Source organism: Salinispora mooreana, assembly GCF_000379065.1.
Lineage (GTDB): Bacteria > Actinomycetota > Actinomycetes > Mycobacteriales > Micromonosporaceae > Micromonospora > Micromonospora mooreana.
The window spans coordinates 2,400,751-2,415,406 of the sequence record NZ_KB900614.1 but is presented as its reverse complement, the minus strand read 5'-3'; the positions used below and the strand labels follow the sequence as shown (position 1 = coordinate 2,415,406).

The window sequence follows — 14,656 nt, the reverse complement described above, 5'->3', positions numbered from 1 at the left end:
CCGCATCCGACCCCGATACCAGCGGGTAGTCCGGGCATATTGCCGATGCGGGTGGCGTTGTCACATGTCAGGATTGCGGGGAGCCGGCCGCAATTTCCCAGCAATGCGGCGGGCAAACAGCCCGCCGACGCCCACCGCGGTCAGCAGCACGGCCCGGGGCGGCCAACACAGACAGGAGGCGCGGTTTGCCAGAGCAGGAGACCTTCCTTCCCGACGAGGGCGACGGGTTCGACGCCACCACCGGTGAGTTCGAGCTGTCGGAGCGGCAGGCGCTGCGGCGGGTCCCCGGCCTCTCCACCGAGCTGACCGACGTCACCGAGGTCGAGTACCGCCAGCTCCGACTGGAGCGGGTCGTCCTGGTCGGGGTGTGGACCGAGGGGTCGCAGCAGGATGCCGAGAATTCCCTCGCGGAGCTGGCGGCGCTGGCCGAGACGGCCGGCTCGCAGGTTCTTGAGGGGCTGATCCAGCGCCGGCAACGGCCCGACCCGGCCACCTACGTTGGCCGCGGCAAGGTGGATGACCTGGGGGCGGCCGTGCTCTCCAGCGGCGCCGACACGGTGATCTGCGACGGGGAGCTCTCCCCGTCCCAGCTTCGCAACCTGGAGCAGCGCACCAAGGTGAAGGTCGTCGATCGCACCGCCCTCATTCTGGATATCTTCGCCCAGCACGCGAAGAGTCGGGAGGGTAAGGCGCAGGTCGAGTTGGCCCAGCTGGAGTACCTGCTACCCCGCCTGCGGGGCTGGGGTGAGACCCTTTCCCGGCAGAGTGGTGGATCCGGCCGCGGCGGTGGTGCCGGTGGCGGCGTGGGTCTGCGTGGCCCGGGTGAAACCAAGCTGGAGACCGACCGACGGCGGGTCCGGCACCGCATCTCCCGGCTGCGCCGGGAGATCAAAGCCATGCGCACGGTACGCGAGACCAAGCGCGCCCGTCGCTCTCGCAACGCGGTGCCGGCGGTGGCCATCGCGGGCTACACGAACGCCGGCAAGTCCAGTCTGTTGAACCAGCTGACCGGGGCCGGGGTGCTGGTGGAAAATGCGCTCTTCGCCACGCTGGACCCGACGATCCGGAAGGCGACCACCGCAGAAGGGCGGCACTTCACCTTCTCCGACACAGTGGGCTTCGTGCGCCATCTGCCGCACCAGATCGTCGAGGCGTTCCGCTCCACCCTGGAGGAGGTGGCGGAGGCCGACCTGTTGGTGCATGTCGTTGACGGCACCCACCCAGACCCGGAAGAGCAGGTTCGTGCCGTCCGTGCCGTTCTCGCCGAGGTGGGTGCCGACCGGTTGCCGGAGTTGCTGGTCGTCAACAAGACCGACGCCGCCGATGCGGAGACCCTGCTTCGGCTCAAGCGGCTCTGGCCGGAGGCGATCTTCGTCTCCGCGCACTCCGGCTACGGCGTTGCCGACCTGCGCCGCGCGGTCGAGACCCGGCTACCCCGCCCAGCGGTGGAGGTCCGCGCGGTCCTGCCGTACGAGCGGGGTGACCTGGTGGCCCGGGTGCACCAGCAGGGCGAGGTGCTCAGCACGGCGCACCTGCCCGAGGGTACTTTGCTGCAGGCCCGGGTCAGTGCGGCGCTCGCCGCCGAGTTGGCGCCCTTCCAGTCGACCGAGGCAACCGCGCCGGAGCCGACGGCGGTGGGCTTTGGGGTGCGTTCGTAGCCGTTCCGTGTGGGCTGCGGTGATCTGCCGCCATGCGACACTATGTGGATGCGTCGCCTTCTCACCCTGGCCACGGGTGCCCTCAGCCTGCTGGGGGCAGCCGTGGTAGCCATCGGTGTACTCCTGGTCATGGTGCCGTCGCCGGCTGCGGCGGAGGGGCAGAAGCGGTGCACCGTCACCGACGACCGGCTGCGGGAGCTGTCTGGGCTGGTGGCCACCGAGACCGGTTACATCGTGATCAACGACAGCACCAACGTCGAGAGTCACCAGCGGGTCTTCTTCCTGGACGCCGACTGCGAGATCACCGGGGACCCGGTCCGCTACTCCGTCGCCGGTCCCCTGGACACTGAGGACCTGGCGTTGTCGCCAGACGGAAAGACCCTCTGGGTCGCCGACACCGGCGACAACGCGCCCAGCAGCCGGGAGCGGGTGGCGGTGTGGAGCGTGCCGGTGAGCGGTGACGAGAGGCTGACGCTGCACCGACTCGCCTACCCGGACAACGAGCCGCGGGACGCCGAGGCTCTGGTCATCGACGATGACGGCGTACCGGTGATCATCACCAAGGTCTTCTCCGGCAAGGCCGAGATCTTCACCGTTGATGGAGAACTACCCAGCGGCGACACCGAACCGGGGAAGATGAAGAAGCTCGGTGAGGTGGAGCTGCCGACGACCGAGACGGAGAACGCGTTCGAGGCACCCGGGCGTACGGCGATCACCGGGGCCGCCCGTTCCCCGGATGGCGCGCGGGTGGTGCTGCGCACCTACGCGGACGCCTTCGAGTACGACGTCGCCGACGGTGACCTTGTGACGGCGCTGACGACGACGGAACCACGGGTGACTCCGCTCGCGGATCCGTTCGGTGAGGCGATTACCTACACCCCGGACGGCAAGACCTTTCTGACCGTGTCCGACGCCGGCTCACTCGACGACGGCGAGCCGATCGACATCCTGTCGTACGCGCCGACGGCGAAGACGGAGCCAGCCCCGGGGGCGAACGCCGACGGAGCGGAGGAGTCAACGGCCTCCTGGTTCGACAGCCTCTCCGTGCAAGGGAAGGCGTACCTGGTCATCGGGGTTGTGGGCCTGATCGGTGTGGGGCTGGTCGGGGCGGGCGTAACCGGTGTCGTACGGGCCCGGCGCCGACCGGCCAAGACTGCGGGTGCCGGCAAGTCGGCCACTGACAAGGGGACGCGCGACCCCACCGACCGCCCCCGCGGCGCTGGTTACGGCGGTGCGCCGGTCGCCGGGGTCCACGGGGTGCGCCAGGCGCCGGGCCGGGCGGCCGCTCCGGCCGACAAGGGCGGGAATGGCGGTGGCCGCCCGGCGGAGGGAGGCCGTCCCGCTGCCGGTGTCTATGGCAGGCGGCCCGCCGGCGGTGCCGGTGGCCCCCGTCCCGCTGCGGGCAACGGTCAGGGGGCCGGTGGCGGTCGTGCACCCGGTGGGAGCCGGGGCGGCGGTGTGTATGGCGGGGGAGCCGGTGGTGGCGTGTACGGCGGTGGCCGGGCCCAACCGCCGCACCGCGACGGCGGTGGGGCCGCTCCGCGTGCTGGTCGGCGCCGTGCTTCTGGCTCCGGCCCGAGCGGGCCCGGACCGGAGCCGGGCGGCGGGCGCGACCAATACGGCGGCCGCTACTGATCTGGTGGCTACGGCAGCCGTTGCTGGTCTGGCTGCTCCGACCGCCGTTGTTGGTCAGATGCGGCGGAGCACCGTGACGACCCGGCCCATGATGGTGGCGTCGTCGCCCGGGATCGGGTCGAAGGCGGGGTTCTGCGGCATCAGCCAGACATGGCCGTCCCGCCGCCGGTAGGTCTTCACCGTCGCCTCGCCGTCGAGCATGGCGGCGACGATGTCGCCGGATTCAGCGGTGGGTTGCTGTCGGACAACCACCCAGTCGCCGTCGCAGATCGCCGCGTCCAGCATCGAGTCGCCCTTGACCTGGAGCATGAAGACCTCCCCCTCGCCGACCAACTCGCGGGGGAGAGGGAAGATGTCTTCGATGGCCTGTTCGGCGAGGATCGGACCGCCGGCGGCGATCCGGCCCAGCATCGGCACATAGGCCGGGACCGGCCGCTGTGCGAGCGCCTCCTCGTCGTCGAGGGCGTCGCTGGGGGGCCGGACATCAACCGCGCGCGGCCGGTTCGGGTCGCGGCGCAGAAAGCCCTTCTTCTCCAGCTCCTTGAGCTGGTAGGCGACGCTGGACGGCGACACCAGCCCAACCGCCTCGCCGATCTCGCGCACGCTCGGCGGGTAGCCGTGTCGCTCGACCCAGGTGCGAATGAACTCCAGGATCCGCCGCTGCCGGGCGGTGAGGTCAACGGTTGCCGGTTCGGGGAATGCGCTGACGACGGGGGTGACCGGACGTACAGCGGGCGAACCGGTGCGGCCCCGCGCGGCACGTCGACGGCGGGTGCTCGCCGTGCCCGCCTCGGTGATCTGCTGCGGGCTCTTCGGCCGGTTGGTCCGGTCCTCGGTCACGTCCGTCCTCCCTGGTCGGCGCTTGGGTGCCCCGTCGCTCGTGGTGTTGGCTCGCGGCGGAAGTCCGTCGTGAGCCGGTCGTCCTTGACCGTATAGGCGAGATCAGCCTTCTTCAAACATCTGTACGACCTTGACCGGCGTGTCGGGGGTGGTTTCCGCCTGGGCCGCACTCCTGTTCTGGTAGATAGTATGACGGGTCGTACTTGTGTTCTAATTTCGGGCTCGAGGGGTGGTTGGTCGGAATGGCCCGTACCGATTCGGGGGTGCAGGGGGTTGGAATTCACGGTGCCGTTGGCGTCGGTGGTGCGGGCTACGTCGGCGGGGTGAGCCAGGTCGCTTGGTGACGCGCCGGACAGGCTCGCCAACTTGACCTCAGTTCCCGGGCGACATACGGTCAACCCCTAGATGTAGTAGTCATTGGGCGTTAGTTGCCTATAGGTTGGGTTCGACTACGGACCGCACTTCATCCGCCAGCACGGCGGAGACCGTCGAAAGGACGGCTCCGCCGTGATGACGCGTGTCCGGGTGCGGCCCGAATCGGCCCACGGCCGATGAAGGAGGTCGGGCTCCATGCGGTGTCCGTACTGCCGGCACCCCGACTCCCGGGTCGTTGACTCGCGGGAAGCCGATGACGGCCAGCTGATCCGGCGCCGGCGCTCCTGCCCAGAGTGCGGCAAGCGGTTCACCACGGTGGAGGAGGCGGTCCTCGCGGTCGTCAAACGCAGCGGGGTCACCGAACCCTTCAGCCGCACGAAGATCATCGGCGGGGTACGGAAGGCGTGCCAGGGCCGTCCGGTTGACGACGACTCCATTGCCCTGCTGGCGCAGAAGGTCGAGGAGACCGTGCGGGCCAAGGGCGCGGCCGAGCTCCCCAGCCACGAGGTCGGGCTGGCCATCCTGGGGCCGCTGCGGGACCTGGACGAGGTGGCCTACCTCCGGTTTGCCAGCGTCTACCGGTCGTTCGAGTCGCTCGCCGACTTCGAGCGGGAGATCGAGACGCTGCGGACCGCGGCGCAAGTTCGCGAGGAGGCCGAGGCGGTCGGGACAGCCGGCCGCACCAGTGCGGGCCGCGCGTAAGACGTGGACGGTTAGACGGTAGGGCCGCGCATGGGGCGCGGACGAGGGGCGATGAGATGCCGGGGGACGGTGTGACAACGAGCAAGTCACGGAGCAAGGCGGCAGTGGGTCTGAAAGTCGAGCGGGTGTGGACCACCGAGGGGATCCACCCGTACGACGAGGTGACCTGGGAGCGTCGGGACGTCGTGATGACGAACTGGCGGGACGGCTCGATCAACTTCGAGCAGCGCGGCGTGGAGTTCCCACAGGAGTGGAGCGTCAACGCGGCCAACATCGTGACCACCAAGTACTTCCGGGGTGCGGTGGGGACCCCGGAGCGGGAGTGGTCGCTTCGGCAGCTGATCGACCGGGTTGTCGCCACCTACCGCACCGCCGGTGAGGAGTACGGCTACTTCGCCACCCCGGCCGACGCCGAGATCTTCGCCCACGAGTTGACCTGGATGCTGCTGCACCAGGTGTTCAGCTTCAACTCGCCGGTCTGGTTCAACGTCGGCACCTCCTCGCCGCAGCAGGTCAGCGCGTGCTTCATCCTCGCCGTTGACGACTCGATGGACTCCATCCTGGACTGGTACAAGGAGGAGGGGCTGATCTTCAAGGGCGGCTCCGGCTCCGGGGTCAACCTCTCCCGGATCCGCTCCTCAAAGGAGTTGCTCTCCTCCGGCGGCACCGCCTCCGGCCCGGTCAGCTTCATGCGCGGTGCCGACGCGTCGGCTGGCACCATCAAGTCCGGCGGCGCGACCCGGCGGGCGGCCAAGATGGTCATCCTCGACGTCGACCACCCGGACATCGAGGAGTTCGTGGTCACCAAGGCGCGCGAGGAGGACAAGGTCCGTGCGCTGCGCGACGCCGGTTTCGACATGGACCTGGGCGGCGCGGACATCGTCAGCGTGCAATACCAGAACGCCAACAACTCGGTCCGGGTCAGCGACGAGTTCATGACGGCGGTGCAGGACGGCGGCACCTTCGACCTGCGTGGCCGTCTCGACGGCACGGTGATCGACACGATCGACGCGAAGCCGCTGTTCCGGACCATCTCGCAGGCGGCCTGGGAGTGCGCCGACCCGGGGCTCCAGTACGACGACACCATCAACGACTGGCACACCTGCCCGGAGACCGGGCGGATCACCGCGTCGAACCCCTGTTCGGAGTACCTGCACCTGGACAACTCCTCGTGCAACCTGGCCTCGCTCAACCTGATGCGGTTCCTCCGCGCCGACGGCGGCTTCGAGGTGGAGAAGTTCGTCCGCTCGGTCGAGTTGGTCATCACCGCGATGGACATCTCGATCTGCTTCGCCGACTTCCCCACCGAGAAGATCGGCGAGACCACCCGGGCGTACCGGCAGCTCGGCATCGGGTACGCCAACCTCGGTGCGCTGCTGATGGCCTCCGGGCTGCCCTACGGCTCGGACCAGGGTCGCTCGCTGGCCGCGGCGATCACCTCGCTGATGACCGGCACCGCGTACCGGCGCTCCGCCGAGTTGGCCGGCATCGTCGGCGCGTACGACGGCTACGCCCGAAACGCCGAACCGCACAAGCGGGTCATGCGCAAGCACGCCGCCGCGAACGACGAGATCAAGCCCACCGGTGCCGTCGCGACGACGGTGCAGCGGGAGGCCACCCGGCAGTGGACCCTCGGCAACAAGCTCGGCGACCGGAACGGCTGGCGTAACTCGCAGGCCAGCGTCCTGGCGCCGACCGGCACCATCGGCCTGATGATGGACTGCGACACCACCGGCGTCGAGCCGGACCTGGCGTTGGTCAAGTTCAAGAAGCTGGTCGGTGGCGGCTCGATGCAGATCGTCAACCAGACCGTGCCGCGCGCCCTGCGCAGCCTCGGCTATCCAGAGGAGCAGGTCGAGGCGATCGTCGAGCACATCGCCGAGCACGGTCACGTGGTGGACGCGCCGGGTCTCAAGCCGGAGCACTACCCGGTCTTCGACTGCGCGATGGGCGAGCGTTCCATCGCCCCGATGGGCCACGTGCGGATGATGGCGGCCGTCCAGCCGTTCATCTCCGGCGCCATCTCCAAGACGGTCAACATGCCGGAGCAGGCCACCGTCGAGGACGTTGAGAAGATCTATTTCGAGGGCTGGCGGCTCGGCCTCAAGGCGCTGGCGATCTACCGCGACAACTGCAAGGTCGGCCAGCCGCTGTCGGTGGCGAAGAAGGAGAAGGCCACCGCCCCGGCGCCGGTGGAGGCGACGCCGGCCGCGGTCGAGAAGGTCGTGGAGAAGGTCATCGAGTACCGACCGGTGCGCAAGCGGCTGCCGAAGAAGCGTCCGTCGGAGACGATCTCCTTCTCGGTCGGCGGGGCGGAGGGCTACCTCACCTCGTCCTCCTACCCGGATGACGGCCTCGGCGAGGTCTTCCTCAAGATGTCGAAGCAGGGCTCGACGCTGGCCGGCGTGATGGACGCCTTCTCGGTGGCCATCTCTATCGGTCTCCAGCACGGTGTCCCGCTGGAGACGTACGTCAGCAAGTTCACCAACATGCGCTTCGAGCCGGCCGGTATGACCGACGACCCGGACGTGCGAATGGCGGCCTCGGTGATGGACTACATCTTCCGTCGCCTGGCCCTGGACTTCCTGCCGTACGAGCGCCGCGCGGAGCTGGGCATCTTCACCGCCAAGGAGCGGGCCGCCCAGCTCGCGGCCGAGGCGGAGGTGGAGGCGAACACGGCGGACCTCACCGCGATGGCCTCCTCCGCCCCGGTCGAGACCCGGCCGGCGGAGCCGAAGGTCGGCCCGGTCGCCCAGCCGGCCCAGGAGCCGGCCGATGTCGCGGCGGCGCAGCCGGCGCCGTCGGTGGGGTCGAGCACCGAGCTGCTGGAAGCGGTGATCGGTAAGGCTGCCGACGCGCCGCTCTGCTTCACCTGCGGTACGAAGATGCGCCCGGCCGGCAGCTGCTACGTCTGCGAGGGCTGCGGTTCCACCAGCGGATGTAGCTGACGTACGTGGACGTGTGGCCTCGGGCGATGGTGCCCGAGGTCACACCGGGCGGTGGCCGGTGTGGGCCCTGGACTCTCCGTTGCGGTGCGATCCTGTGGGCGTGACGGCAGTCAATACCTATCGCACCTTCGCCACCCGGGAAGCATGTGGCGTGTCACCGGCGTACGAGCGCTTGGCCCTGACGGTGTCCGGTGACGCCGAACTGCTCGCGTTGATCGAGCGGCTTCCGCCGGCCAAGCGGCAACCGAATCTGCTCTTCGGCGTCGTTCGGCTGCTCGGTGGCCCGGTCGAGGACCCTATGGCCTTCCGCGCCTACGTCCTGGCGAACTGGCCGGCGATCGAGGTGGAGATCCAGCGCAGGTCGACCCAGACGAACGAGGCGGGGCGGTGCGCCGTCCTGCTGCCGCTGCTCGCCGCGCTACCCCAACCGCTCGCACTGTTGGAGGTCGGTGCGTCGGCGGGGCTCTGCCTCTACCCCGACCGGTACGCGTACCGCTACGACCGCCAGCTCCTGGGCGACGGCCGCCCGATCCTCGACTGCACGCTCACCGGCACCCTGCCGCCGAGCCGGGTACCCACCGTGGTGTGGCGGGCCGGGCTGGACCTCAATCCGCTGGACGTGACCGACGCGGACGATCTCGCCTGGCTGGACGCTCTCATCTGGCCGGAGCATGCCCACCGGCGGGCGCGGCTGCGGGCGGCGGCGAACCTGGTCGCGGCCGATCCACCGCTGCTTGTCCGCGGCGACCTGGTGGACGACCTGCCGGCGGTGGCCGCACTGGCCCCACCCGAGGCGACCCTGGTGGTGTTCCACACGACGGTGCTGTACCAGGTGCCGCAGCGCCGACGCACCGCCTTCGTCGAGTTGGTTCGGGGGCTGCCCGCCAACTGGATCGCCGCGGAGTCGCCGCGGGCGCTGTCCTACGACGGATTGCCCGACCCACCCGGCGCCGGCTTCCACAATGTGCTCGCGCTCGACGGCAAGCCACTGGCGTGGGCCCAGCCGCACGGGCAGGCAGCGGCCTGGTTCGGCTAGCGACCGGCCACTCGGTGGCGGGTGCCGCGGCAGGGCCCCGACCGTTGGCTCCCTACACTGCCCGACGTGGGTGGGAAGCGAAAACCGTTGGCGAATCGGCCGTTGACCGAGCCGCACCCGTCCCGGTTGTCGCCCGAGGACCCGCAACGCGAGCGGATCTGCGCCGCTCACGCTGCTGCCCTGGCGGACGGTGAGGCCGGCTACCCCGATCCGACCACCGGACTGTTCGTGCTTACCGCTGGCTTTCTGGCCCGCCGTGGCACCTGCTGCGGTCGCGGCTGCCGCCACTGCCCGTACCTCGACTGAACCCTCAGCCGGGTCGGTGCGGTGCGGGGCTGCCGAAGTCGCGGTCAGCCGGCGGCGACGAAGACCCGGGAGGCCACCTCGCGGGGAAGGCGGACACGGTCGCCGTAGCGGTCGATCGATACGCCGTCCCGCTCCTGGGCGACCGTCACCGTGGCACCCGGGTCAACCCCGGCGGCGTGTAGCTGGCGCAACACGTCCGAGTTGCTCTGTAGGCTCTCGCAGATCCGCCGGACCACGACCGTGCCGGAGAGGCCGGGGAACGCCAGGTTGCGCTCCCCCTCGGCGGGCTCCGCGGCGGAGGGGTCCGCCGATCCCAGCGCCTCCAGCCCGGGGATCGGGTTGCCGTACGGCGAGCGGGTCGGGCGGTTGAGCAGGTCGTAGACCCGCTGCTCGACGGCGTCACTCATGACGTGCTCCCACCGGCAGGCCTCCTCGTGGGCCTCCTCGTAGGGCATGCCGATCACGTTGACCAGCAGGAGCTCCGCCAGCCGGTGTTTGCGCATCACCGAGACCGCCGCGTCGCGGCCGGTTTCGGTGAGCGTGAGGTGGCGGTCGCCCTCAACGGTGAGCAGACCATCCCGCTCCATCCGGGCGACGGTCTGGCTGACCGTGGGACCGCTCTGGCGCAGCCGCTCGGCGATGCGGGCACGCAGCGGCGGTACCCCCTCCTCCTCGAGCTCGAGGATGGTCCGTAGGTACATCTCGGTCGTGTCGACCAGTGAGTGCGCGATGATCTCAATCACCCGTTAACGAGAAACAAATCGGACGGCAAGTGTCTCACGCGCGACCCCAGATCATCCACGTGACCCGCTACCGCAGGTTGTGGTTGACCATGGCAGTACCGGCCCCCGATCTGGGATTTCACGGTCACCCGGCCCCCAGGTTTGGCGTGAGACACATCGATGTTACCCGCGCCGATGGTGCCGGTCGCTGAGGTCGGATCCTCGGGCATGAGCTGCACGACAGAAAAGCACATATGCCAGATCAGCATGAACTTCACCTCTGCTGTCTTCGACGGCATCCCAAACCCCTGTCAAGGTCGAGGCCAGCCCGACTGGCACTCTCCGTGGTCGGGTCATCGACAAGTAGGGAGTCACGATGACGATTTCGACGCGGCGGGTGATCGCCGCAGTCGCCGGGGTGACGGCACTCATCCCGCTGTCCGCCTGCGCCACCGCGGACGCGACCGGGGCGCGGGCGCCCGGCGGTGCGGTAACCGTCGGTACCTCAGCCGCTGCCGACCTCCACCACGAGTTCCGGCGGCTGGAGGAGAGGTTCGACGCTCGGCTGGGGATCTACGCGGTCGACACCGGCACCGGTCGGACGGTCCGCTACCAGGCCAACGAGCGGTTCGCCTACGGCTCGACCTTCAAGGCGCTGGCCGCCGCCGAGGTCCTCGACGCGACCACCGACGCCGAACTGGAACAGGTGGTGCGGTACTCGGCGGACGATCTGGTGGACTACTCGCCGATCACGGAGCAGCATGTCGCCGAGGGCATGACGTTGCGGGCCGTCGCCGACGCCGCCGTTCGCTACAGCGACAACACCGCCGGCAACCTGCTGCTGCGCCACCTCGGGGGGCCCGAGCGGTTCGAACAGGAGCTGAAGGGGATCGGCGACAACGTCACCGACGCGGCCCGATACGAGACCGAGCTCAACGAGGCGACCCCGGGCGACCCGCGAGACACCAGCACCGCCCGAGCCCTGACCGAGGACCTACGCGAGTACGCGGTCGACGACGCCCTCGAACCCGCCGACCGCGATGTCCTCAACGCCTGGTTGCGGGGCAACACCACCGGTGGGGAGCTGATCCGTGCCGGCGTCCCCGACGGCTGGGTTGTGGGGGACAAGACCGGAGCGGCCGGGTACGGCACCCGTAACGACATCGCGGTGCTCTGGCCGCCGGATCGCGCGCCGGTCGTCCTCGCCGTACTGTCCAGCCGGGACGAACCGGACGCCAGCTTCGACAACGCTCTCATCGCCGAGGCCACCGAGGTGGTCCTCGCCCAGCTGGGAACCTAACCCCACCACGGCGGGGCGCCCGTGCGCAGATAGCCGTGCAACACCCGCGCGACATGTGCCATGGTCGCCTCGCTGCCCGGCTCCCCGGTCGGCGGGTTGTCCGGCCTGGGCACCCAGGCAGCGGGCGATGTCCGAGTGCAGGGCAGAGCGCAGCCTGTCGAGGTCCTGGTGCGCACCGGCGGCGACGTCGTAGCCGCGCTGGAGCCGGGGATCAGCCAGGGTGCACCAGTGCAGCCCGAAGTCCTCGGCCTGCTGGGGGGAGCAGAGCAGCAGGTCAGGGGAGCTGAGAGCCTGGGCGGCGGCATCGACCAGGGCCGGCGCGACCGCCACCTGGGTCGGTGCCAGACCGACGGACTGACCGGTGCGGGTCAGCGGATCCCGCAGGTGCGCGACATCGTCCTCGGGTTGGATGAGGATCCGCCGTCGCGCCTGCGCGCCGGCGCGACCGGCGCGCAGGGTCTCCAGGAACACCATCCGGGCGGGAAAGGCGGTTCGGGAGGCCAGCCCGAGCGGAACCCGCCAGACCGCCGCCTCGGCCGGAGCCGCGACGATCCCGGCGCTGACCTCCAGGGTCCGACAGAGCTGTTCGCGCCCTGCCGGGTCGGCCGGCCGTACCTCCAGCTGGATCCGTTGCCGCCGCCCGGCGAGGTCCACCAGGCGGCGGGCCGTACGCAGCATGTCCCGCCCGAACGGCGTCAACCGGACCGCCCGGGACGACCGGTCGAAGAGCCGGGCGCCGAAGTGTCCCTCCAGGGCGGCGATGCGCCGGCTGGCCACCGACTGGGGGATTCCCGCTGCGGCGGCGCCGGAGGTGAAGCTGCCGTGGCCACTGACGGCCACGAAGGCCCGGCAGGCAGCCACCACATCCACCCGCCGATTCTACGCAGGCGGATAGTGTTGACTGGGTGTCATGTCCGGTACCGAAAAGCTGCTGGTCGAGGCCGACCAGCTCGCCGCCGAGATGCACGGTGACGCCCCGCCGACCCTGCTCGACGTCCGCTGGCGCCTGACCGGCCCACCCGGGCGCGACGACTACGCCGCCGGGCACCTGCCCGGGGCGGTCTTCGTTGACCTGGACACCCAACTCTGCGGTCCGCCCGGTGCCGCCGGCCGGCATCCGCTGCCCGACCCCGCCGCCCTCCAGGCCGCGCTGCGGGCCGCCGGTGTGCGGGCCGGGCACCCGGTCGTGGTCTACGACGGTGGGGACGGCATGTCCGCCGCCCGCGCCTGGTGGACGCTGCGCTGGGCCGGTCACCGGCCGGTACGCCTGCTGCACGGCGGCCACCCCGCCTGGATGGCGGCGGGGCTGCCCACCTCCACCGAGGCGCCCACCCCGCGCCCGGGCGACATCGAGGTGCACCCCGGCGCCCTGCCGGTGCTGGTCGCGGCCGAGGCCGCCCAGCTGGCCGCAGCCGAGGCGGGGACCCTGGTTGACGTTCGCGCCGCACCGCGCTACCGGGGGGAGAACGAGCCGGTCGATCCGGTTGCCGGGCATGTGCCGGGTGCGGTCAACCTGCCGGCTGCGGCGTATGTGACCGAGGGCCGCTTCCCCGGGGCCGATGTGCTGCGGGAGCGGTTCGCCGGCGCCGGGGTGGCCGCCGCCGAGCCGGTCGGAGTCTACTGTGGTTCCGGCGTGACCGCCGCCCAGGCCGTTCTCGCCCTGCACCTGGCCGGTCGTCCGGATGTCGCCCTCTACGTCGGGTCCTGGAGCAACTGGGTCGCCGACCCGTCCCGCCCCGTCGCGACGGTGCAGGAACCCGGGGCCACGTCGGCCTGACCCGCGGCCTCCACGTCACCGGGCGGTGCCACGCCCTCGGGTGGCCACTCATGTCTCCGGCTACCGCTGCCCACGCCGCGCCGACACCGGCGGCGTGGGCAGCGCGTGTGACGGGCCGGCGGAGTCCTCGTGCGACGATAGGCCCCATGTCGGACGACACAGTGGTGGTGTGGGACGAGAGACTGCTCTCCTACGACTTCGGCGACCACCCTCTCGACCCGGTACGGGTCGAGCTGACCGTCGCGCTCGCCCGTGAGCTGGGTGTGCTCGGGCGTCCCGGGGTGCGGCTGGTCGAGCCGAAGCCCGCCGACGACGAGCTGCTGACCCGGGTGCACGATCCGGCCTACCTGGAAGCCGTGCGAGCTGCCCCGCAGGATCCGTTCTTCACCGGGTTCGGGCTGGGCACCCCGGACAATCCGGTATTTCCGAAGATGCACGAGGCCAGCGCGTTGGTCACCGGGGCCACCGTCGCGGCAGCCGAGGCGGTCTGGCAGGGCATGGCACGTCGGGCGGTCAACGTGGCGGGCGGTCTGCATCATGCGATGCCCGACCGGGCCGCCGGCTTCTGCGTCTACAACGATCCCGCCGTGGGCATCGCCCGCCTGCTCGACCTGGGGGCGCGTCGGGTCGCCTATGTCGATGTGGACGTGCACCACGGCGACGGAGTGCAACAGGTCTTCTGGGATGACCCGCGGGTGCTCACGGTTAGCCTGCACGAGACTCCACTCGCGCTCTTTCCGGGCACCGGGTTTCCCGACGAGACCGGCGGTGCACAGGCCCAGGGAACCGCGGTCAACGTGCCGCTGCCACCCGGGGCCGAGGACGCCGGCTGGCAGCGGGCGTTCCACGCCATCGTGCCGTCGGTGCTGCGCGCGTTCGCGCCGGAGATCCTGGTCACCCAGTGTGGCGCGGACGCGCACCGGCTCGACCCCCTGGCTGACCTGCGCCTGTCGGTTGACGGTCAGCGGGCCACCTACATCGCTCTACGGGCGCTCGCCGACGAGCTCTGCGAGGGCCGCTGGGTCGCCACCGGCGGCGGGGGATACGCGCTGGTCGAGGTCGTGCCCCGGGCCTGGACCCACCTGCTCGCGGTGGCCACCGGTGAACCGCTCGCGCCGGCCACGCTCTCTCCGCCCGCCTGGCGCGAGCTCGCCCAGATCCGCCGTCCGGGGCAGGAGGTGCCGTTGCGGATGACCGACGAGGTCAACCCGTCGTACGAGTCGTGGCAGCCCTCCGGGGAGCCGAACTCGGTGGACCGGGCCATCGTGGCCGCCCGCAAGGCGGTGTTCCCGCTGCTCGGGCTCGACCCGTACGACCCGCGCGACTAGGGCCCGTGTCGAGTCACCCAGCGGTCGCG

The 14,656-nt window shown here is 70.6% G+C and carries 11 protein-coding genes and 1 pseudogene; 9 read left to right on the top strand and 3 right to left on the bottom strand.

All coding sequences use genetic code 11. The features are described 5' to 3' along the window. The first annotated feature begins 185 nt into the window (after nt 1-185). The gene (hflX, locus tag SALPAC6_RS0111435; RefSeq protein ID WP_018253553.1) at nt 186-1,658 is read left to right on the top strand and encodes a GTPase HflX; all 1,473 of its coding nucleotides are present in this window, start codon (nt 186-188) and stop codon (nt 1,656-1,658) included. A gap of 48 nt (nt 1,659-1,706) precedes the next feature. Beyond that, complete coding sequence (locus SALPAC6_RS0111430) at nt 1,707-3,293, top strand: SMP-30/gluconolactonase/LRE family protein (protein WP_026189566.1); 1,587 nt, start codon at nt 1,707-1,709, stop codon at nt 3,291-3,293. Between the two features lie 54 nt (nt 3,294-3,347). On the opposite strand, the gene lexA is transcribed toward SALPAC6_RS0111430, so the two are convergent. Next, nucleotides 3,348-4,133, bottom strand: coding sequence for a transcriptional repressor LexA (gene lexA, locus SALPAC6_RS0111425; protein ID WP_018253551.1), 786 nt, complete (start codon nt 4,131-4,133; stop codon nt 3,348-3,350). 570 nt (nt 4,134-4,703) lie between these two features. Here lexA and nrdR point away from each other — a divergent pair. The 4 genes from nrdR to SALPAC6_RS0111405 all read left to right on the top strand — a co-directional run bounded on the left by nrdR (nt 4,704) and on the right by SALPAC6_RS0111405 (nt 9,500). Then, entirely contained in the window at nt 4,704-5,210 is a 507-nt protein-coding gene (gene nrdR / locus SALPAC6_RS0111420) for a transcriptional regulator NrdR (RefSeq protein ID WP_018253550.1), read from the top strand. A 56-nt stretch (nt 5,211-5,266) separates the two neighbouring features. Beyond that, nucleotides 5,267-8,158, top strand: a complete 2,892-nt coding sequence (locus tag SALPAC6_RS0111415; protein WP_026189565.1) for a vitamin B12-dependent ribonucleotide reductase — start codon at nt 5,267-5,269, stop codon at nt 8,156-8,158. Nucleotides 8,159-8,252: 94 nt separating this feature from the next. Further along, on the top strand, nt 8,253-9,194 hold the full coding sequence (locus SALPAC6_RS0111410) for a DUF2332 domain-containing protein (RefSeq protein WP_188115230.1): 942 nt from the start codon (nt 8,253-8,255) through the stop codon (nt 9,192-9,194). Between the two features lie 66 nt (nt 9,195-9,260). Beyond that, complete coding sequence (locus SALPAC6_RS0111405; protein WP_033666360.1) at nt 9,261-9,500, top strand: DUF5522 domain-containing protein; 240 nt, start codon at nt 9,261-9,263, stop codon at nt 9,498-9,500. A 44-nt stretch (nt 9,501-9,544) separates the two neighbouring features. Here the strand turns inward: SALPAC6_RS0111405 and SALPAC6_RS0111400 are convergent, their stop codons facing one another. Beyond that, nucleotides 9,545-10,243: a metal-dependent transcriptional regulator gene (locus SALPAC6_RS0111400; RefSeq protein WP_018253546.1), complete on the bottom strand. Its 699-nt coding sequence runs from the start codon at nt 10,241-10,243 to the stop codon at nt 9,545-9,547. A 355-nt stretch (nt 10,244-10,598) separates the two neighbouring features. On the opposite strand from SALPAC6_RS0111400, the gene bla reads away from it, so the two are divergent. Next, the gene (gene bla, locus SALPAC6_RS0111395) at nt 10,599-11,522 is read left to right on the top strand and encodes a class A beta-lactamase (RefSeq protein WP_018253545.1); all 924 of its coding nucleotides are present in this window, start codon (nt 10,599-10,601) and stop codon (nt 11,520-11,522) included. Here bla and SALPAC6_RS27615 read toward each other — a convergent pair. Next, nucleotides 11,519-12,392 (bottom strand): annotated as a pseudogene (locus SALPAC6_RS27615) (helix-turn-helix domain-containing protein). The gene bla and the pseudogene SALPAC6_RS27615 sit on opposite strands and share 4 nt — an antisense overlap. A gap of 40 nt (nt 12,393-12,432) precedes the next feature. On the opposite strand from SALPAC6_RS27615, the gene SALPAC6_RS0111385 reads away from it, so the two are divergent. Both SALPAC6_RS0111385 and SALPAC6_RS0111380 read left to right on the top strand, forming a co-directional pair. Next, the gene (locus SALPAC6_RS0111385) at nt 12,433-13,299 is read left to right on the top strand and encodes a sulfurtransferase (protein ID WP_018253543.1); all 867 of its coding nucleotides are present in this window, start codon (nt 12,433-12,435) and stop codon (nt 13,297-13,299) included. 146 nt (nt 13,300-13,445) lie between these two features. Then, a complete protein-coding gene (locus tag SALPAC6_RS0111380) occupies nt 13,446-14,627 on the top strand; it encodes an acetoin utilization protein AcuC (RefSeq protein ID WP_018253542.1) in 1,182 nt (393 codons plus the stop codon). Nucleotides 14,628-14,656 lie beyond the last annotated feature (29 nt).